The sequence below is a fragment of the Novosphingobium sp. ERN07 genome (assembly GCF_012641335.1).
Classification (GTDB): domain Bacteria; phylum Pseudomonadota; class Alphaproteobacteria; order Sphingomonadales; family Sphingomonadaceae; genus Novosphingobium.
Window position 1 is genome coordinate 99607 of record NZ_JABAID010000006.1, and the last position, 17966, is coordinate 117572.

A 17966-nucleotide genomic window follows, 5' to 3' on the forward strand; every position below is an offset into this window, starting at 1 on the left:
ATGGCGCGCACGATCTCGATCCTTGGGGCGACCGGTTCCATCGGCACGTCCACGCTCGATCTGATCCGCCGCAACCGTGAGGACTGGCGCGTCGTTGCGCTCACCGCGAATGCGGATGCGGCGGGGCTGGCAAGGCTCGCACGCGAATTTGACGCGGCGGTTGCTGTCGTGGCTGACGAGCGCGCGTTGATGGAACTGCGTGAAGCGCTTGCCGGAACAGATATCAAGGCTGCGGCAGGCCCAGCGGCGCTGGTCGAAGCGGCGGCGCGTGGCGCTGACGTTACCGTCGCAGCAATTGTCGGTTGTGCGGGGCTTGCCCCAACGATGGCGGCAATCGAACAGGGCGGCGTTATCGCGCTGGCGAACAAGGAGGCGCTGGTTTCTGCGGGGGATGTGATGACGGCGGCGGTCGCGCGCCACGGTGCGACGCTGCTGCCGGTGGATTCCGAACATAACGCGATCTTCCAGTGCCTTCAGGGCAACGATCTTGCCCATGTCCGGTCGATCACGCTGACAGCCAGTGGTGGCCCGTTCCGGGACTGGACACTCGATCAACTGGGAAGAGCCACCCCGGCAGAGGCGGTGAAGCATCCCAACTGGTCAATGGGGGCCAAAATCAGCGTGGATTCCGCCACGATGATGAACAAGGGCCTCGAATTTATCGAGGCGTTCCATTTGTTTCCGGTGGGGGCAGAGCGCCTGCGCGTGATCGTCCACCCGCAGTCCATTGTTCATTCGATGGTTGAATATCGCGATGGGTCTACGCTGGCGCAATTGGGGCCATCCGATATGCGCGTGCCTATTGCATCAGCGCTGGCCTGGCCTGCGCGGATGGATACGCCGTGCGATCCGCTTGATCTGGCGGCAATTGGCGGACTGACATTCCGCGCGCCCGATGAAGTGCGTTTTCCGGCCACCCGCCTTGCCCGTAACGCAGTGGTGGAGGGAGGAGCGGTCCCCGCCACGCTGAACGCGGCCAACGAGATCGCGGTTGCTGCTTTCCTCGACGGTCAGATTTCATTCACCCGCATCGTGCAATCGGTTGAAGATGTGCTCTTGCGCGGTGTTCCTGCGGCTCCGGTGTGCCTCGATGATGTTATCGCCGTCGATGCCGAAGCGCGTGTTAGGGCAAATGAATTGCTGGAGCGCGTTAACTGATGGAACCTGCTAGCCGATGACGCCGCTGGAAAGCCCTGGAATCCTCACCACTGTGCTGGCCTTCCTGCTGGTGCTAGGACCATTGGTGTTCATCCATGAACTGGGCCATTACCTTGTCGGGCGCTGGTTCGGGGTGAAGGCGGATGTCTTCTCGATCGGTTTCGGCAAGGAGCTGATGGGCTGGACCGACAAGCGCGGCACCCGCTGGAAGCTGTCGGCCTTGCCGCTCGGCGGCTATGTCCAGTTTGCGGGCGACATGAACCCGGCAAGCCAGCCCAGCCCGGATTGGCTGGCGCTTCCGGCCGAAGAACGCGATCGCACCTTTCAGGCCAAGCCGCTGTGGCAGCGCTCGCTGATCGTGCTGGCAGGCCCGGTTACCAATCTGCTGTTTGCCGTGCTGATCCTTGCGGGCTTTACGCTCGGCTATGGCAAAGTCGTTGTGCCCCCGGTCGTGGGCGAAATCCAGTCAGGCTCCGCCGCAGATCGCGCCGGGCTGGAACTGGGTGACCGCATCGTTTCGATCCGGGGCAAGGAAGTAGATTCGTTCCTGGATGTGCGGCTCGAAGTCGGGCAGAATCCTGGCGAACCGCTTGATCTTGTGGTGCTGCGCGATAGCCGTCAGGTGGAACTTGATGTGCGCGCCGCGGTGAAGGTTGAAAGCGACCGTTTCGGCAACACCCAAAAGATCGGCTTCCTCGGCATCGGTCCCAAATCGTTCGAGATCGTGCGCGTCGGCCCTGTCGACGCGGTGGTCGAAGGGGTGAAGCAGACCGGCAGCATCATCACAATGATGGTCAACGGCATCGGTCAGATCATTTCGGGCAAGCGCGAGGTCAACGAGCTTGGCGGCCCGATCAAGATCGCCAAATATTCGGGCGAACAGCTCGTCTCTGGCTGGCAGTCGTTCGTCGGGTTTGTCGCGCTGATCTCGATTAACTTGGGGTTCATTAACCTCCTGCCAATTCCGGTTCTCGACGGCGGCCATCTGGCTTTCTACGCGGCAGAGGCCGTTCGCAGAAAGCCGGTGGGCCAGCGCGGGCAGGAGTGGGCTTTCCGCACCGGTCTGGCGTTCGTCATGGCACTGATGCTGTTCGTTACGATCAACGATGTGGCATCGCTCAAGGTGTTTGGAGGGTAATCACTGTTTCGTGCCCCGGTGCGGGGGAGTTCGGTCTGCAAGGGGTGGCGGCCGAAATCGTGCACGGAATGTCTTTTGCACAGAATTGCGGGGCAATGTTTGCTTGATTGGCCTTGTGGCATCGGGCAGAGGGCTGCATTGCTTGCCGTGGCTGGATATCCTCAGCGGGCGTCCAGCTGCCATTTAGTACGGGATAGCGCTTGGTGATGATCGGACGGAACGCGGCACGGGCAGGCAAGATGTCCCCGCTCGGAGCAGCATTGCTCGCAACCACCGGACTTGTCGCGGTCCCGCAAGGGGCGTTTGCGCAAGCCGCTGCCGCTGCCGCGCAGCAGCCGGCGGCACCTGCGCCAGCCCCTGCTGGTGACGTGATCCGCAACGTTACGGTGCAAGGCTCGCAGCGCCTCGAACCCGATACGATCCTGTCCTACATTCGTCTGCGCCCCGGCCAGACCTATACGCAGGCTCTGGGCGATCAGGCCCTGAAAGACCTCTACGCGACCGAACTGTTCGCAGACGTCTCTATCCGCAACAATGGCGGTGACGTTGTGGTGCAGGTCAAGGAAAACCCGGTCATCAACCGCATCATCCTCGAAGGCAACAAGCGCCTCAAGGAAGACAAGATCCTGCCTGAGATCAAGCTGGCAGCGCGCCAGATCTTCACCCGTTCGAAGGTTCGCGCCGATGTTGCCCGCATCATCGAACTGTACAAGCGGCAGGGCCGCTTCGCCGCCACGGTCGAACCGAAGATGGTCATGCTTGACCAGAACCGCGTCGATATCGTGTTCGAAATCAGCGAAGGGCCAAAGTCCAAGGTCCGCCAGATCAACATCATCGGCAACGAGAAGTTCTCCGACGGTGAACTGCGCGGCGAGATGGTGACGAAGCAGGCGCGCTTCTTCCGCCTGTTTTCCAGCGGCACCAGCTACGATCCTGATCGGCTTGCTTTCGATCAGCAGAAGCTGCGCCAGTACTATCTTACCGAAGGCTACGCTGATTTCCGCGTCGTATCCGCCGTTGCCGAACTTACGCCTGACAAGCGCGACTTCATCATCACCTATGTGGTCGAAGAAGGCGAGCGCTACAAATTCGGTGATGTGAAGGTCGACAGCCAGTTGCGCGATTTCGATAGCGACAAGCTGGCGGCGAACCTGCCGATCAAGAAGGGCAACTGGTACAACGCCAAGATGGTCGAGGATCAGGTCGATGCCTTGACCGAAACCGCGGGTGCCTTCGGCTATGCCTTCGCCGACGTGCGCCCCGATTTTTCGCGCAACAAGGACGACCTGACGATGTCGGTCACTTTCCGCATTGCGGAAGCGCCGCGCACGTATGTCGAACGAGTCGATGTGAACGGCAACACGCTGACGCAGGACAAGGTGATCCGCCGCGAGTTCCGCATTGCTGAAGGTGACGCGTTCAATACCTTCCAGATCAAGCGTTCAACCAACCGCATCAAATCGCTCGGCTACTTCCAGGAGAAGTTCGACGTTGAACAGAAGCCGGGGAGCGCGCCTGACCGCATCATCCTCGAAGCCAACGTGGAAGAAAAGCCCACCGGCGAATTGCAGCTTTCGGCTGGTTTCTCCAGCCTTGAAAGCTTCATTTTTCAAGGCTCGATCCGCCAGAACAACTTCCGTGGTCGGGGCCAGACCATTGGCCTCTCGGTCGACTATTCGCGCTATACGCGGTCGGTGCAGGTCAGCTTCACCGAGCCTTACCTGTTCGACAAGAACATCTCGTTCGGCATGGACGTCTATCGCCGCGATCTGAACAGCTTCAATTTTGCCCGGCAGAATCGCGAAACGACCTACAAGCAGGCAACAACAGGGTTTTCGGCTCGCGTTGGGGTGCCGCTCACAGAATACATGTCACTGATCGGCCGCTACACATTTAACATCGATGACGTAACGCTCGACCGTGATACTTTCTTCATCAATGGTCAGTGCAGCAACCTTCTGGCTGGTCGCTACCTGTGCGATGCGATCGGCAAGCGCACCAGTTCGATTCTGGGCGCATCGCTCGTTTACGATACGCTCGACAATCGTATTCGCCCCACACGCGGTAATCAGGTAGTCGTCGGTGCTGACGTCGCAGGACTCGGGGGCTCGGTGAAGTATGCGCGTATCACCGCAAACGCCGCGAAGTTCTGGCCTGTCGGTGGGGGATTCATCTTCTCGGTTCGGGCAGAAGGCGGTGCGATCAAGGCATTGGGCAGCCGCTCCAATGATCCAACTGTCGATGACGTCTATCTCACGGACCGCTTCTTCCTTGGTGAACCGCAGATTCGCGGCTTTGACATTCGTGGCGTCGGCCCCCGCGTGCTGCGCAAGTATGTGATCAACGGGGTCGAGGCGACAGACCGCAATCAGTGGGTCGATGACGCCGTCGGAGGCAAGTATTACTATCTGTCACGCGCCGAGCTTGAGATTCCGCTTGGTTCAGGCGCCCGCGAACTCGGTCTGCGCCCGTCGATTTATGTCGATGCCGGGGCGCTTTGGGGGATTGCCAATCCCTTGCCTGCCGGACTCGTAAACCCGCAGCGTATCTACACCGACCGCTTGACCGGCAGGCCGACTTCAAGTCCGACAGCTTCGGACGGGACTTCGAACGGCGAACCGCAGGTATTCAACGAAACCTTCGTCGGCAATTCCCCATCGCCCCGTGTTTCGGTAGGTATCGGTGTTAACTGGAACTCACCGTTCGGTCCCTTCCGCCTCGATTTTGCCCGCGTCCTCAAGAAGGTCGATGGCGACGACCCCAAGACTTTCACTTTCAACGTAGGAACCCAGTTCTGATGACCATCCGTTACGCATCCGCGCTGCTCGCGGGCCTCGCCGTTGCTGCTGTTTCGCCGTCTGTTGCCTCGGCACAGGCGGGCGGCACGATTGCGCAGGGTATCGCCATCGCCAATCCTTCGGCTGTTGTCGCGGCGTCGTCTGCCTACCAGACCGCGCAAACGCAGCGCCCCACCACCTACAAGCCGCAGATCGATCAGGCCAATGCGCGCAAGACCCAGATCGAAGCGCAATTGAAGCCGCTGATCGACAAGCTGCAGGCTGATTCAAAGGCTGCCAACCCGAACCGCGCTGCGCTGCAGCAGCAGTATGACCAGATCCAGCAGATCGAACAGGCCGGCCAGGCCGAGATCCAGAAGATCCTCGAACCGCTGAACCTTTCGCAGCAGTATGTGCTCGAACAGATCGGTGACAAGCTGGATGCAGCGACCCAAGCTGCGATGGACAAGAAGAAGATCTCGCTGGTTCTCGATTCGCAAAGCGTGATCAAGGCGGGTCAGGCCTATAACCTAAATCAGGACATTCTGGCCGAGCTGAACAAGCTGATCCCTTCGGCGCAGCTTGTTCCGCCTGCAGGCTGGATGCCGCGCGCCCAGCGTGAGCAGCAGCAGGCCGCGCAGGCGCAGGCCGCGCCTGCCACTGGCACCAAGGCTCCCGAAGGCCGCTAAGGCCTGACGGACAGCATAGCGGGGCCGGGGACATGACCGAACAAGCGGCGCAGGCAGTGATCACCGACTACGACGTGCGCAAGGTGATGGCGGCGCTGCCGCATCGCTATCCCCTGCTGCTGGTTGATCGCGTGGCATCGATCACGCTGAACGAATGCATCCATGCGGTGAAAGCCGTGTCGATGAACGAGCAGTTCTTTCAGGGCCATTTCCCCGGTCGCCCGATCATGCCGGGCGTCCTCCAGATCGAGGCACTGGCACAGGCTGCCGGTGTCCTCGCCGTGGAATCGCTGGGTCTCGCCGGGTCGGGCAAGCTGGTTTATTTCATGGCGATCGAGGACGCAAAGTTCCGCAACCCGGTGGAACCCGGCGTTCTGCTCGATCTGCACGTCGAATTTACCCAGAAGCGTTCGCGCGTCTGCAAGTTCGCCGGCAAGGCCATGATCGGTGACAAGGTGACCTGCGAAGTCAGCTTCACCGCGATGATTGCTGATAGCTGAGTTTCACGGCTGCCTGCGCCCCCCGCGAAAGCGGGGGCCTCAGTCGTTTTACGATAACGCGACCGGAAAACATCGAGGCTCCCGCCTTCGCGGGGATGCAGTGTGGTTCCAGGCGCGGTTGCACTTGATCGCAAATCCCGCTAATGGCGCGCGTTCACAGATTCTAGCAACCGGTCGGAACCGGTTGCGCACCGGAGCAAAACCCATGAAGACTGGCATTCACCCCGACTATCACATGATCAAGGTGCAGATGACCGACGGCACCGTTTTCGAGACTCGCTCCACCTGGGGCAAGGAAGGCGATACGCTGGCTCTCGAAATCGACCCCACGTCTCACCCGGCATGGACTGGCGGTACGCGCCAGCTTGATCAGGGTGGTCGCGTTGCCCAGTTCAACAAGCGCTTCGGTGGTCTTTCGCTCAAGCGCTAAGGCCATTTGGGCGAGAGTTTCCAATCGCAAAGGAAGGGCAGCTTCGGCTGCCCTTTTTCTTTTGCGTGAAACGGACCTGTTCCGGCATTGCTATCGCTGATAGCTGTCCTAAAGAACGTGTCATGACACTGACCAATTCCCTCGAAAGCCGTCTCGGCTACCAGCTTCGCCGGGCGTCGGCTGTCATGATGGCCGATCTTTCGCGCGAGCTTTCAGATCTGGAACTCCGCCCCGCCGAAGTGACGACGCTGCTGGTCATCGCGGAAAACCCGGATTGCTCGCAGACGGAAGTGGGGCAGGCGCTGGCGATAAAGCGTGCCAACATGGTGCCGATCATCTCGCGCCTGATGGAACGGGGCTTGGTCGACCGCCGCCGCCTTGATGGCCGCAGCCATGCGCTGATGCTGACCGACGACGGCCGCAAGCTGGCTGACGACGCGGTCGCGCGGATCGAACGGCACGAAAGCCGTTTTACCGACCTGCTCGGTTCCGCCGATGCCGAAGTGCTGTTCCGCAGCCTGCCGGTGATCCGCGCCGCTCGTGACGGAGAAGTGGAGGATTGATTTTCAACCCCACGGCCTTTCCCGATACCACTTCGTAGTCACGTATTTCAGGCCTTTGCGCACTTTCATCGCATGGTGCAGCGTACAGGGGTTGCCGCTGCCATCAGGCCGACGGTTGTTCCAGCAGACCAGCTTGCCGCGTTCGGGCTGGATTGTCTTGTCGATCACTTTGAACCGCGTTGCGCCGCCTGCTTCCACATCGTTCAGATAGACCATGAAGGTCCACGTGCGCTGCCCGGCCACACTGCAAAACCGCGCGAAATCCGGGCCACCCGGTTCGAAATAGTCGGTGTGAGCCTTGAACTCCTGCCCTACCTCATAACGCTGTCCTTGTATCGGCTCGCCAAACTGCCGGTCTATCCCGGATAGCGCGGATAGCTTCTGGTCCAGTGCCGTAACCTCTGCCTCATCCATCGGCAGATCGCACGTTTCGCTGGTGCGGAAATAATGGTCGCCGTCCGCATCGGCCAGAGTCGATGGCCGCCGGTCCCGGTCAATCCGCGCGATCAGGGTTGCGCATTCCGCCTCCGACAGGAAATCGCGCAGCACGAACATTTCCAACCGTGGGGAGGGGACGCGCATCATGCCCGGTGTGGACATAAGCCGTGCAGCGGAGGATTCGTTGGCAACAGCGTTCATCTGCAAAGCCCTAACGCAGCGTTGCCGCCGGTCGCAACTTGAACCGACCGGCATCTTGGTCGTAAAACCGTCACGTTTCTGCCGCATCTGAGGCTCGATGTCCCGATCCGCCGCCCATCCCCCACCGCGCAACGGTTTCTCGCTGGTCGAAGTGCTGGTCGTGCTCATGGTCATGGGGTTGCTCGCCACGGTGGCGGTGCTCACCATGCCCGGCGGCGAACGCAAGCTGCGCGACGAGGCCGAACGTTTTGCAGCACGCACGCTTGCCGCGCGGGACGAGGCTATTGTCGGCGCACGTCCCATTGCGCTGGTGGTCAGCGATCGCGGCTATTACTTCGAGCGCCGCCTGCGGGGCCAATGGCAACCGCTGCCGGGCAAGGGCTTCGACCTGACAGGTTGGGCCGATGGCACCAAAGCCAGCGCGGGCCGCCAGCGAATCGTCTTCGATTCGCTTGGCCTAGCCAGCAGTGATGCGGTGGTCAGCCTTACGCGCGATGGCACCACGCTGGTCGTTCACCTCCGCCGCGATGGCAAGGTCACGCTCGATGCAGGCTGAGAAGAATGGCTTCACCCTGCTCGAATTGCTCGTCGCGCTGGCGGTCTTTGCCATCGCTGCGCTGGCGCTCTTGCAGATGGAAGGGGCCAGCATTGCCCGCACCGCCGATCTCGACCAGCGCCTGCTGCGGGAGATCGTGGCGCAGAACATGGCGGCGGAAATCCTCAGCGATCCCGCGCCGCCGCCAATAGGCAGTGCCACCGGCACAATCGAAAACGCGGGCCGCCGCTTCCAATGGACGCGCACCGTGGCCATGCAAGCCGATTACGGGGTGTTGTCCATCACGCTTTCGGTGCGGGAAACCACACCGGGGGCGCAGAGTCAGGCTTTCACGCTCGATTTCACCCGGCTCCCCGGCACATGACTGACGAACCTACGCCCAATGGCTTCACGCTGGTGGAAATGCTCGTCGCGCTCGCGCTTTTCGCGGTGATCGCAGTTGGTGCGCTTGGCCTCCTGCGCTTTTCGGTCGATGCTGAACTCGCCAGTCGGGCCAAGACCGATAGCATTGCCGCGCAGCGCCGCTTTCTTTCCGTCTGGACCGCCGATCTTGCTCAAGCCGTCCCGCGTCCCTCGCGCGATACATCGGGCACCGCACGCCCTGCGTTCGAGGCGAACACCGATGGCATGATCATCCGTTTCACCCGCAGCGGTTGGGACAACCTTGATAGTGCCCCGCGCCCCGGCCTGCAAAAGGTCGAATATCGCGTAACGAATACCGCGCTCGTCCGCGTAGGCTATCCCTATCCCGATGGCGCTGCGGCTGACGCCCCAAGCGAAGTTCTGCCGCTAACCACGCCGCCGACTGTCCGCTTCCGCACCAAAGATGGCAATTGGCGCGACCGGTGGGAACCGCAACTCTCCACCGAACTTCCCGTCGCGGTCGAACTGCTGATCCCGCAAAAGGGCGTGCCGCCGTTGCGTATCGTGTCGCTGGTCGGGGTCAATTACCAGTGAACCCGCAAGACCCGAAGGAGCGCGGCGCGGCCTTGCTCTCGGTCCTGCTGCTCGTGGCCGTCATGGCCGTGATCGCGGCGGTCATGTTGGATCGCCTGAACCTCGCCGCGCGTCTTGCCGGGAACGGGCAGGCGATGACGCAGGCGCGCCTCTATGCCACCAGTGCGGAAACGCTGGCGATGGCGCGCATAAGGGCGCTGGTCGATCAGTCGCAGGAACGCACCGTTGATCGCACCGGACTTCTGGGCCGCGAATTTCCGCTGCCACTGCCGCGCGGAACCGTGATGGCGCAAGTGGACGACGCCGGAAATTGCTTCAATCTCAATTCGCTGGTCGAACAGGATGCGCAAGGCACCAATCGCCTGCGCCTGGTCGGCCTGAACCAACTCCGCGCACTGATGCGCAGCCTCGCCATCCCCGACGCCGAAGCCGCGATCATCAGCGATTCGACCGCTGACTGGATCGACAGCGATAGCGCGCCCGCGCCCAACGGGGCGGAGGACGACAGCTATCAGGGGCGCCCAGTGCCCTATCGCACCGCCGGTCGCCTGATTGGTGATGTCAGCGAGGTTCGCGCCGTGCGCGGCATGACCCCGCAGTTCTATGAACGCCTGCGCCCTTGGCTCTGCGCCTTGCCCGCCGCGCAGCTTTCGCCGGTCAACGTCAACACCTTGCGCCCGGATCAGGCCCCGCTGCTGGCCATGATCGCACCCAGCGCCATGCCGGTTGATCGCGCGCGCGCGCTTCTGGCAAGCCGACCTGCACTTGGTTGGGCCACGGCAGAGGGCGCCTTGCGCGGGTTTGCTGGTGGGGAAGGGGCGGGCATCCCCGCAGGTCAGTTGCAGGTGCGCAGCCATTGGTTCCTGCTGACGCAGACCGTCACCGTCGATTCGGCGGTGCTTGAGGAACAGGCCTTGATCGACGTAGGCCTGAACCCGCCGCGCGTGGCATTCCGCACATGGGGTGACAGGTTCAGTCGCTGATTTGCGCACGAACACAATTTTCCGCTTTCCTTTCCCGCGTCTTTCTGCAAAGGGGCCACCCCGCGCAGCGTGATCTGTGCGATTGATGTGGCGACCGTAGCTCAGCTGGTTAGAGCGCCGGTTTGTGGTACCGGAGGTCGGGGGTTCGAACCCCCTCGGTCGCCCCATTATTTCCTGAAAATTCCGAATTTCTCCTCTTAAGGGGCCGTGACCTCGGCATAGCCTTTTGGTGTGGAATGCCGCCATTACGCTTGCGGCTGGGCTGGCAGCGTGGCAGAGCGAGCCGGACCGGACGCGGAGGCTTCCGGGAGAAGGATCAGACTGCCCCGCGCCCATGCACGGTTTTGCCAATCCCGCCCGTTTCCTGCGCCTTGCCCGCTGGATGATGCCGCTGCTTCTCGTATCCGGGCTGCTGCTCTCGATGGGCGCGGTGCTCTATGGCGCGCTGATCGTTCCGCCGGATCGGCTGATGGGCGATACGGTGCGCATCTTGTTCATCCACGTGCCCTCTGCATGGCTGGGTATGGCGGGCTGGTCCACGATTGCCATTGCCAGTCTGGTCGAACTCGTCTGGCGGCACCCGCTTGCCGCCATTGCCGGGCGGGCCGCGGCGGTGCCGGGGGCCACTTTTACCGCCATCTGCCTGATCACCGGTTCGATCTGGGCGCGGCCCACGTGGGGCACGTGGTGGGTGTGGGACGGGCGGCTGACCAGCTTCCTCGTGCTGCTGTTCCTCTATTTTGGCTACATCGCGCTGTCGGGTGCTGCTCAGCGTGATATGGCAGGCGGGGGCGGCGGCAGCCGCATCACGGCGATCTTCGGCCTTGTCGGCGCGATCAACATTCCGATCATCAACCGTTCGGTCGTCTGGTGGAACAGCCTGCACCAGCCACCTTCGATCACGGCGGGTAAATCCGCTATCGACGGCACGTTCCTCTGGCCGCTGCTGATTGCCGCGCTGGGTTTCAGCCTCGTGTTCGGCGGCGTGGTCCTTGCGCGGATGCGCACGCTTCTGGCCGACATTCAGGCAGAGGCGCGTTTGCGCCGGAAAGCTATGGCATAACAATCATATGCGTGAAGGTCTTGAGCAGTGGGATTATGTCGTGGCGGCGCTGACGATCGGGGTGATCGGCACGCTGCTGCTGGTCGGCTGGTCGCTTGCCGCGATGATCCGTGCAGAGCGGCGCCGGGATAAGGTCAGAGGCAAGTGAACAGCAAGGTCACCGGCGGCATAAAGCCCAAACACCAGCGCCTCGTCCTGCTGCTGATCGCGCTCGTCGCGCTGATCGGTGCGGGGTTGCTCGCGGCCTATGCGCTGTCCAATCAGGCCAGCTACTTCTACGTCCCTGCCGATCTTGCGAAAGCCCCGCCTGAACAGGGGCGTGCCATCCGGTTAGGCGGCATGGTCGAAAAAGGCTCGCTCAAAACGCGGGCCGATGGCGTAACCATCGATTTCATCGTGGGCGATGGCAAGGCCCGCATTCCGGTGCGCTACACCGGCATCACGCCCGATCTCTTTGTCGAAGGATCTGGCGTGGTTGCCGAAGGCCGCATGGAAGGGAACACCTTCGTGGCCGACAATCTCCTCGCCAAGCATGACGAAAACTACGTCCCGCGCCAGATGGGCGAGATGACCGCCGAACAGGCCAAGCAAGTGGTGGCTGAAACGCAATGATTGCCGAAATCGGCCTTGCCGTCCTGTGGATGGCCGCGGCGCTCGCCGTGCTGCAACTCTTTGCAGGTTTTTCCGCCCTGCGCCCCGGTGGCAAGGCGCTGGCAGGCATGGTCCGCCCGCTCGCCGTCATGCAGGGTCTGCTCGTCGCACTCTCGTTCCTTGCGTTAATCGACCTGTTTCTTGAAACCGATCTTTCGGTAAAGCTGGTGGCCGAAAACAGCCATTCGATGAAGCCTTTCATCTTCAAGCTGGCAGGCACATGGGGCAACCATGAAGGTTCGATGCTGCTGTGGGTGACGATCATGGCGGTATCTGGCGGCGTGGTCGCGCTGGTTGAAAAGCGGCTGCGCGAAGACACGCTGCTTGCCACCCTTGCGGGGCAGGCCTTCGTCAGCCTTGGCTTCTATGCCTTCCTCCTGCTGTCCTCGAACCCGTTCGAACGCCTGCCTGAACCCGCGCCCGAAGGGGCAGGGCTCAACCCGCTGTTGCAGGACATCGGCCTCGCCTTCCATCCGCCTACGCTTTACGTTGGCTATGTCGGCCTCTCGGTTGCGTTCAGTTTCGCCATCGGCGCGCTGATCACGCGCGATGTTGGTCCGGCCTTTGCCCGCGCGATGCGGCCGTGGGTGCTGGGGGCGTGGATTTTCCTCACCGTCGGGATCACCGCAGGTTCCTACTGGGCCTACTACACGCTCGGCTGGGGAGGTTGGTGGTTCTGGGATCCGGTAGAGAATGCCTCGTTGATGCCGTGGCTTGCCGCGACGGCGCTGCTTCATTCCGCTTCCGTCCTTGCCAGTCGCAACGCCTTGCGCGCGTGGACAGTCATGTTGGGCGTGATCGCTTTTTCGATGTCGATGGTCGGCACGTTCCTCGTGCGTTCGGGCATTTTGACTTCGGTTCACGCCTTTGCCGTCGATCCTGAACGCGGTTCGTTCATCCTTGCGCTGCTCGCCATCTACATCGGCGGCGCGCTTGCCCTGTTCGGCATTCGCGCCTCGACTGTTACGGAAGGTGAACGTTTCAGTCTGTTCAGCCGCGAAGCCAGCCTGGTGTTCAATAACGTGATGCTGTGCGGCATTCTCGGCATCGTCCTGCTTGGCACACTCTACCCGCTGATGACCGAGGCATTCGGCGCCAAGGTTTCGGTCGGGCCGCCCTACTTCAACCCCGTATCGGCCATTTTCGCGATTCCGATGATGCTGATGATGGGCGTTGGCCCGCTGCTGCGCTGGCGTAAGGACAAGCCGGCGCGAATTACCGCAACTGTCGCGATCCCGGCGTTGATCACCGCGCTCGCATTGCTGGCTGTCGTGGTGTTCGCGCCCGGCATCCGTATCCTGCCGATGCTGGGCATCGCGGTTGGTGCAGGTCTGGCAATCGCAAGCTGGCTTCCGCTGAACGGCCGCAATTTGCGCCGCACGCCGCTGAGTGTCTGGGGTATGGTCGTCGGCCACTTCGGCTTGGGCGTCGCGCTGCTCGGCGCAGCGAGCGAGAGCGCCTTTTCCACCGAACGCCTCGCCGCCATGAACGTAGGCGATACGCAAAGCGTCGGCCCGATTTCGCTGAAGCTGCTGAGCATCGAACCGGTTGCCGGGCCGAACTGGACCGCGCTCGAAGCCACTGTCAGCGCTTCCTACAAGGGCGGTCCTGCCGTCACTCTGCACCCGCAGGCCCGCACGTTCTCTTCTCCGCCGGGCGAACGCACCGAATCTGCGCTGCACACGCGGTGGAATGGTCAGCTTTACGCTGTGCTCGGCAACGAAGGCGACGATGGCCGCTGGCAGATGCGGTTCTGGTGGAAGCCGTTCGTGCCGCTGCTCTGGCTCGGTGGTCTGCTTGTGGCCTTCGGTGGCTTGCTGGCGCTGATCGGCCGCGTGGCGCAGGACGTGAAGCGCCTGCGCGTGAATGATAAGATCGCCTTCCGCAAGGCCCGTCAGGACATGCTGAAATGAGCGATCAAAGGCCAAAGCGCTCCGGGCTGGCGATCTGGCTGCCGCTCGCGCTGTTCGGTGCGTTCTTCGTACTGGTCATTGTGGGCCTTTACCGCCCGGCAGACCGCGAAGTCGCCAGCGCTTTCATCGGCAAACCGCTGCCGCAGTTCAATCTGCCTGCCGCCACGGCAGATCGCCCCGGCCTGACCACTGCCGAGATGAAGACCGGCAAACCCCGCCTGCTTAACGTCTTTGCAAGCTGGTGCGTCCCCTGCGCGGTCGAGGCTCCGCAACTGGCCGCGCTGACGCAGCAAGGCGTCGAAATCGATGGTGTCGCCATCCGTGATCGCAAGGAAGACCTCGACCGCTTTCTTGCCTCTTATGGAAACCCCTTCGCCCGCATCGGCAAGGATGATCTGTCCGAAGTCCAGCTTGGCATCGGCTCGTCCGGCGTGCCCGAAACCTTCGTGATCGATGGCAAAGGTGTGATCCGCTATCAGCACATCGGCGAAATCCGGCCCGAAGACGTGCCGATGATCCTCGAAAAGCTGAAGGAGGCGCAGTCGTGAAGCCGCTTCAATCCAGCCATCGTCATTCCGAACCCTTCCATCATCATTCCCAACCCTTCCATCGTCATTCCCGCGAAGGCGGGAATCCAGCGCACAATCGTTGGAACTGGATTCCCGCCTTCGCGGGAATGACGAAGCGGGTGGTTCTGGCAATGATGATCATTCTTGCCGCCCCACTCGCCGCACAGGACCAGCTCCCGCCCGCGCCACTCGCCTACAAACAGCTCGATGATCCGGCACAGGAAGCCAAGGCGCAGGCGCTGATGGAAACGCTGCGCTGCCTCAAGTGCCAGAGCCAGTCCATTGCCGATAGCGATGCGCCGATGGCGGGCGACATGCGCCATCAGGTCCGCACCCGCATCGCTGCCGGAGAAGATCCCGAAGCGATCCGGGCGTGGCTGGTCGAACGCTATGGCGATTACGTCAGCTATGCGCCGCAGAACAAACCGATCATGTGGCCGCTTTTCGCCGCCCCGCTCGTGATCCTGCTGCTCGCCGCGATCCTGCTGCGCGGGCGCTTCCGGCGATCCGATACCAAGGAGAGCGGCGAATGACGTGGATACTCGTTCTTCTGCTCGCCGCCGTGGCGTTCGGCATCATGGCCTTCGTGCTGAAAATGCCGCGTAATGGCTGGGAACTGACCGGCGCAGCCCTGCTTGTCGGCATTGCCGGTTATGCGCTGCAGGGAATGCCCGCCATGCCCGGTGCGCCCAAAGCTCCGGTCGAAAACAAGCGCGCTGCCGATGAAGCGCTGATCAAGCAGCGCCAGCAGATGGGCGATGGCTTTGCCAAGGGCGCAAGCTGGATGATCCTTGCCGATGGCCTTGCCCGGCAGGGCCAGTATGGCGCGGCTGCCGAAGTCCTGCGCAAAGGCACCCAGCAGTTCCCGCAGGATGCGGACTTGTGGGTGTCACTCGGCAATGCACTGGTCGGCCATTCCGATGGCCTGATCACGCCTGCGGCCCAGTTCGCCTTCCAGAAAGCGGCAAAGATCGATCCGGCGCATCCCGGCCCACCGTTCTTCATGGGCCTCGCGCTCGCGCAGTCCGGGCGCCTGCCCGATGCCCGTGCGATTTGGGAGGAGCTGCTGGTGCGGTCACCTGCCGATGCTCCGTGGCGTGCGGACCTTGCAGCGCGAATCCAGCGGATCGATTCGATGCTGGCGATGACCGCTGGCGCTGAGACGGCAGGGGCACCTGTCGATACGCCATCTTCCGAAGCCACCGCTGCTGCCCCGGCACAAGCCGCTGAATAATTGCCCGCAATCACGCGCCGGAACGGTCCGTCGATCGGCCCGTTATGGCAGGCAAGGCGCGCGTTTTCGGCCCATTGCAGGGGCATTGGGCCGGTGCTAAAGCGCCGCGCCGTTCCGCTGTTTCGGGGGAATGGAACAGGGCTGAAAGGCCGGGGGCACCGCTGCCATGACTAATGCCGAATCCACGCCTGCGCCCCTGTCGGAGCAAAGCACCGGCCATGCCTCGCATGAGCATGATGCAGGAGGCCACGGTCATTCCCGCGATCCGCTGCTGAAGCTGGCTGTAGGTGCCATCGGCGTCGTCTTTGGCGATATCGGCACCAGTCCGCTTTATGCCTTGCGCGATACTTTTGCAGGGCACCATCCACTCCCGCTCGATATGCTGCATGTCTACGGCATCATCAGCCTGATGTTCTGGTCGATGATGATCATCGTGACGTTCAAATACGTCACAGTCATCATGCGCGCCGATAACAAGGGCGAAGGCGGCAGCCTCGCGCTGCTGGCGTTGATCAACCAGCACACCGATGGCAAGCGCTGGGGCAGGGGGATCATCCTGCTCGGCGTCTTTGCCACCGCGCTGTTCTATGGCGATTCGATGATCACGCCTGCCGTTTCGGTCATGGGCGCGATCGAAGGTGTGGCGGTCTACCGCCCGTCGATGCAGGGCATGATCGTGCCGCTCGTCGTCACCATCCTAATCGGCCTGTTCTTTATCCAGAGCCGCGGCACGGAAAAGGTTGCGGCGTTCTTCGGCCCGATCATGCTGCTTTATTTCGCCACCATTGCGGTGCTTGGCGGCATCAGCATCGCCCAGTATCCGCAGGTCGTTGCCGCGCTCAGTCCGCACTATGCAATCACGATGTTCATTGCCGACCCGTTCCGGGGCTTTCTGGCAATGGGCGCGGCGGTGCTGGCCGTAACGGGCGCAGAGGCGCTCTATGCCGATATGGGCCACTTCGGCCGTCGCCCGATCCGCGTATCGTGGCTGGTCTTTGTGCTGCCTGCGCTGGTGCTCAACTATCTGGGCCAAGCCTCGCTGCTGATCCGCAATCCGGCGGCGCTTGAAAGCCCGTTCTATTTCCTTGCGCCCGAATGGTTCCAGTGGCCGCTGCTGTTCATTGCGTCTGCCGCCGCCGTTATCGCCTCGCAGGCGGTGATTTCCGGCGCGTTCTCGGTCACGCAGCAGGCGATCCAGCTCGGCTTCATCCCGCGCATGACGATCAAGCACACGTCCACCGCTGCGGGCCAGATCTACATCCCTGTGATCAACTGGGCGCTGATGATCGCGGTCATCCTGCTCGTGCTGGTGTTCCAGCGGTCGTCCAACCTCACCGCCGCCTATGGTATCGCGGTGACCGGTGCGATGCTTATCGACAATTTCCTGCTCGCGGTCGTGCTGTTCAAGCTGTGGCAGTGGAAGGCGCCTGCCGCCATCGCCATGCTCGCGCTGTTCTTCGCGATCGATGCGGCCTACCTTGGTGCCAATCTCACCAAGATCCCCGATGGCGGCTGGGTGCCGCTGGTCATGGGCGTGGCGATCTTCACGCTGCTCACCACCTGGTCGCGCGGGCGTGCGCTGATGCGCGCGAACATGGCCGAAGGCACCATCCCGCTGGAAGTCTTCACCAAGTCCGCCCATTCCAGTGCCGCGCGCGTGCCGGGCACCGCCATCTTCATGGCGTCTACCGCTGCGGGCGTGCCTTCGGCCCTCCTGCACAATATCAAGCACAACAAGGTGCTGCACGAACGGGTCGTGATCCTGACGGTATCGATCGAGGACGTGCCCTATGTCGATGAAGGCGAACGCTCGTCGGTCAAGGATTACAGCAACGGCTTCTACCGTCTGACCCTGCGCTTCGGCTTCCTTGAGGAAACAGACGTTCCCGCCGCGCTCAAGAGCGTCAACATGTGCGGCGAACCGTTCAACATGATGAAGACCAGTTTCTTCCTCTCACGCCAGACGCTTATTCCGTCTGACAAGCCGGGCATGGCGCTTTGGCGTGAAAAGCTGTTTGCGTGGATGTTGCGAAACGCGGCCAGCGCAATGGAATTCTTCCGCCTCCCCACTAATCGCGTGGTAGAATTGGGCAGTCAGCTAAAGATATGATCCATTGTTGAAGCTATTCTCTCCCATCGGTTCGTC

General features: G+C 62.0%; 20 protein-coding genes and 1 tRNA gene. 20 read left to right on the forward strand and 1 reads right to left on the reverse strand.

Features of this window, described 5'->3' with window-relative positions:
* The 7 genes from HGI47_RS10435 to HGI47_RS10465 all read left to right on the forward strand — a co-directional run bounded on the left by HGI47_RS10435 (position 1) and on the right by HGI47_RS10465 (position 7255).
* Complete coding sequence (locus HGI47_RS10435) at positions 1-1158, forward strand: 1-deoxy-D-xylulose-5-phosphate reductoisomerase (protein ID WP_168852713.1); 1158 nt, start codon at positions 1-3, stop codon at positions 1156-1158.
* Between the two features lie 16 nt (positions 1159-1174).
* On the forward strand, positions 1175-2296 hold the full coding sequence (rseP, locus tag HGI47_RS10440) for an RIP metalloprotease RseP (protein WP_206066118.1): 1122 nt from the start codon (positions 1175-1177) through the stop codon (positions 2294-2296).
* Between the two features lie 206 nt (positions 2297-2502).
* Positions 2503-5094, forward strand: a complete 2592-nt coding sequence (gene bamA, locus HGI47_RS10445; RefSeq protein ID WP_168852714.1) for an outer membrane protein assembly factor BamA — start codon at positions 2503-2505, stop codon at positions 5092-5094.
* A complete protein-coding gene (locus HGI47_RS10450) occupies positions 5094-5762 on the forward strand; it encodes an OmpH family outer membrane protein (protein WP_168852715.1) in 669 nt (222 codons plus the stop codon). The genes bamA and HGI47_RS10450 overlap by 1 nt, the downstream gene beginning before the upstream one ends.
* A gap of 32 nt (positions 5763-5794) precedes the next feature.
* Positions 5795-6262 (forward strand): 3-hydroxyacyl-ACP dehydratase FabZ, encoded by a 468-nt coding sequence (fabZ, locus tag HGI47_RS10455; RefSeq protein WP_168852716.1) that lies wholly within the window; start codon positions 5795-5797, stop codon positions 6260-6262.
* 205 nt (positions 6263-6467) lie between these two features.
* Complete coding sequence (gene rpmE / locus HGI47_RS10460; RefSeq protein WP_039337458.1) at positions 6468-6692, forward strand: 50S ribosomal protein L31; 225 nt, start codon at positions 6468-6470, stop codon at positions 6690-6692.
* Between the two features lie 122 nt (positions 6693-6814).
* Positions 6815-7255 carry a MarR family winged helix-turn-helix transcriptional regulator gene (locus HGI47_RS10465; protein WP_168852717.1) on the forward strand — a complete coding sequence of 147 codons (441 nt, stop codon included), beginning with the start codon at positions 6815-6817 and terminating at the stop codon, positions 7253-7255.
* 3 nt (positions 7256-7258) lie between these two features.
* Here the strand turns inward: HGI47_RS10465 and HGI47_RS10470 are convergent, their stop codons facing one another.
* Positions 7259-7894, reverse strand: a complete 636-nt coding sequence (locus tag HGI47_RS10470) for a 2OG-Fe(II) oxygenase (RefSeq protein WP_168852718.1) — start codon at positions 7892-7894, stop codon at positions 7259-7261.
* Between the two features lie 97 nt (positions 7895-7991).
* On the opposite strand from HGI47_RS10470, the gene HGI47_RS10475 reads away from it, so the two are divergent.
* The 13 genes from HGI47_RS10475 to HGI47_RS10535 all read left to right on the forward strand — a co-directional run bounded on the left by HGI47_RS10475 (position 7992) and on the right by HGI47_RS10535 (position 17930).
* Positions 7992-8450 (forward strand): GspH/FimT family pseudopilin, encoded by a 459-nt coding sequence (locus tag HGI47_RS10475; protein WP_168852832.1) that lies wholly within the window; start codon positions 7992-7994, stop codon positions 8448-8450.
* Positions 8440-8814 (forward strand): type II secretion system minor pseudopilin GspI, encoded by a 375-nt coding sequence (gspI, locus tag HGI47_RS10480; protein ID WP_240950125.1) that lies wholly within the window; start codon positions 8440-8442, stop codon positions 8812-8814. Before HGI47_RS10475 ends, gspI begins: the two co-directional genes overlap by 11 nt.
* A complete protein-coding gene (gene gspJ, locus HGI47_RS10485) occupies positions 8811-9407 on the forward strand; it encodes a type II secretion system minor pseudopilin GspJ (RefSeq protein ID WP_168852720.1) in 597 nt (198 codons plus the stop codon). The genes gspI and gspJ overlap by 4 nt, the downstream gene beginning before the upstream one ends.
* Positions 9404-10390 carry a type II secretion system minor pseudopilin GspK gene (gene gspK, locus HGI47_RS10490; protein WP_168852721.1) on the forward strand — a complete coding sequence of 329 codons (987 nt, stop codon included), beginning with the start codon at positions 9404-9406 and terminating at the stop codon, positions 10388-10390. The genes gspJ and gspK overlap by 4 nt, the downstream gene beginning before the upstream one ends.
* Positions 10391-10480: 90 nt before the next feature.
* Positions 10481-10557, forward strand: a tRNA-His gene (locus HGI47_RS10495).
* 167 nt (positions 10558-10724) lie between these two features.
* Positions 10725-11453 carry a heme ABC transporter permease CcmC gene (gene ccmC / locus HGI47_RS10500; protein WP_168852722.1) on the forward strand — a complete coding sequence of 243 codons (729 nt, stop codon included), beginning with the start codon at positions 10725-10727 and terminating at the stop codon, positions 11451-11453.
* 7 nt (positions 11454-11460) lie between these two features.
* On the forward strand, positions 11461-11601 hold the full coding sequence (locus HGI47_RS10505) for a hypothetical protein (RefSeq protein ID WP_168852723.1): 141 nt from the start codon (positions 11461-11463) through the stop codon (positions 11599-11601).
* The gene (gene ccmE, locus HGI47_RS10510) at positions 11598-12065 is read left to right on the forward strand and encodes a cytochrome c maturation protein CcmE (protein WP_168852724.1); all 468 of its coding nucleotides are present in this window, start codon (positions 11598-11600) and stop codon (positions 12063-12065) included. Before HGI47_RS10505 ends, ccmE begins: the two co-directional genes overlap by 4 nt.
* Positions 12062-14017 carry a heme lyase CcmF/NrfE family subunit gene (locus HGI47_RS10515; protein ID WP_168852725.1) on the forward strand — a complete coding sequence of 652 codons (1956 nt, stop codon included), beginning with the start codon at positions 12062-12064 and terminating at the stop codon, positions 14015-14017. The genes ccmE and HGI47_RS10515 overlap by 4 nt, the downstream gene beginning before the upstream one ends.
* Positions 14014-14565, forward strand: a complete 552-nt coding sequence (locus HGI47_RS10520) for a DsbE family thiol:disulfide interchange protein (protein ID WP_168852726.1) — start codon at positions 14014-14016, stop codon at positions 14563-14565. The genes HGI47_RS10515 and HGI47_RS10520 overlap by 4 nt, the downstream gene beginning before the upstream one ends.
* Before the next feature lie 128 nt (positions 14566-14693).
* Complete coding sequence (locus HGI47_RS10525; RefSeq protein ID WP_168852833.1) at positions 14694-15119, forward strand: cytochrome c-type biogenesis protein; 426 nt, start codon at positions 14694-14696, stop codon at positions 15117-15119.
* Positions 15116-15820, forward strand: coding sequence for a tetratricopeptide repeat protein (locus HGI47_RS10530; protein ID WP_168852727.1), 705 nt, complete (start codon positions 15116-15118; stop codon positions 15818-15820). Before HGI47_RS10525 ends, HGI47_RS10530 begins: the two co-directional genes overlap by 4 nt.
* Positions 15821-15986: 166 nt before the next feature.
* Positions 15987-17930 carry a potassium transporter Kup gene (locus HGI47_RS10535; protein WP_240950126.1) on the forward strand — a complete coding sequence of 648 codons (1944 nt, stop codon included), beginning with the start codon at positions 15987-15989 and terminating at the stop codon, positions 17928-17930.
* Positions 17931-17966: the final 36 nt, after the last annotated feature.

Coding starts and splice junctions, on each gene's coding strand:
- HGI47_RS10435 (WP_168852713.1), top strand. CDS start 1: ATGGCGCGCACGATCTCGATCCTTGGGGCGACCGGTTCCATCGGCACG.
- rseP (WP_206066118.1), top strand. CDS start 1,175: ATGACGCCGCTGGAAAGCCCTGGAATCCTCACCACTGTGCTGGCCTTC.
- bamA (WP_168852714.1), top strand. CDS start 2,503: ATGATCGGACGGAACGCGGCACGGGCAGGCAAGATGTCCCCGCTCGGA.
- HGI47_RS10450 (WP_168852715.1), top strand. CDS start 5,094: ATGACCATCCGTTACGCATCCGCGCTGCTCGCGGGCCTCGCCGTTGCT.
- fabZ (WP_168852716.1), top strand. CDS start 5,795: ATGACCGAACAAGCGGCGCAGGCAGTGATCACCGACTACGACGTGCGC.
- rpmE (WP_039337458.1), top strand. CDS start 6,468: ATGAAGACTGGCATTCACCCCGACTATCACATGATCAAGGTGCAGATG.
- HGI47_RS10465 (WP_168852717.1), top strand. CDS start 6,815: ATGACACTGACCAATTCCCTCGAAAGCCGTCTCGGCTACCAGCTTCGC.
- HGI47_RS10470 (WP_168852718.1), bottom strand. CDS start 7,894: ATGAACGCTGTTGCCAACGAATCCTCCGCTGCACGGCTTATGTCCACA.
- HGI47_RS10475 (WP_168852832.1), top strand. CDS start 7,992: ATGTCCCGATCCGCCGCCCATCCCCCACCGCGCAACGGTTTCTCGCTG.
- gspI (WP_240950125.1), top strand. CDS start 8,440: ATGCAGGCTGAGAAGAATGGCTTCACCCTGCTCGAATTGCTCGTCGCG.
- gspJ (WP_168852720.1), top strand. CDS start 8,811: ATGACTGACGAACCTACGCCCAATGGCTTCACGCTGGTGGAAATGCTC.
- ccmC (WP_168852722.1), top strand. CDS start 10,725: ATGCACGGTTTTGCCAATCCCGCCCGTTTCCTGCGCCTTGCCCGCTGG.
- HGI47_RS10505 (WP_168852723.1), top strand. CDS start 11,461: ATGCGTGAAGGTCTTGAGCAGTGGGATTATGTCGTGGCGGCGCTGACG.
- HGI47_RS10515 (WP_168852725.1), top strand. CDS start 12,062: ATGATTGCCGAAATCGGCCTTGCCGTCCTGTGGATGGCCGCGGCGCTC.
- HGI47_RS10520 (WP_168852726.1), top strand. CDS start 14,014: ATGAGCGATCAAAGGCCAAAGCGCTCCGGGCTGGCGATCTGGCTGCCG.
- HGI47_RS10525 (WP_168852833.1), top strand. CDS start 14,694: ATGACGAAGCGGGTGGTTCTGGCAATGATGATCATTCTTGCCGCCCCA.
- HGI47_RS10530 (WP_168852727.1), top strand. CDS start 15,116: ATGACGTGGATACTCGTTCTTCTGCTCGCCGCCGTGGCGTTCGGCATC.
- HGI47_RS10535 (WP_240950126.1), top strand. CDS start 15,987: ATGACTAATGCCGAATCCACGCCTGCGCCCCTGTCGGAGCAAAGCACC.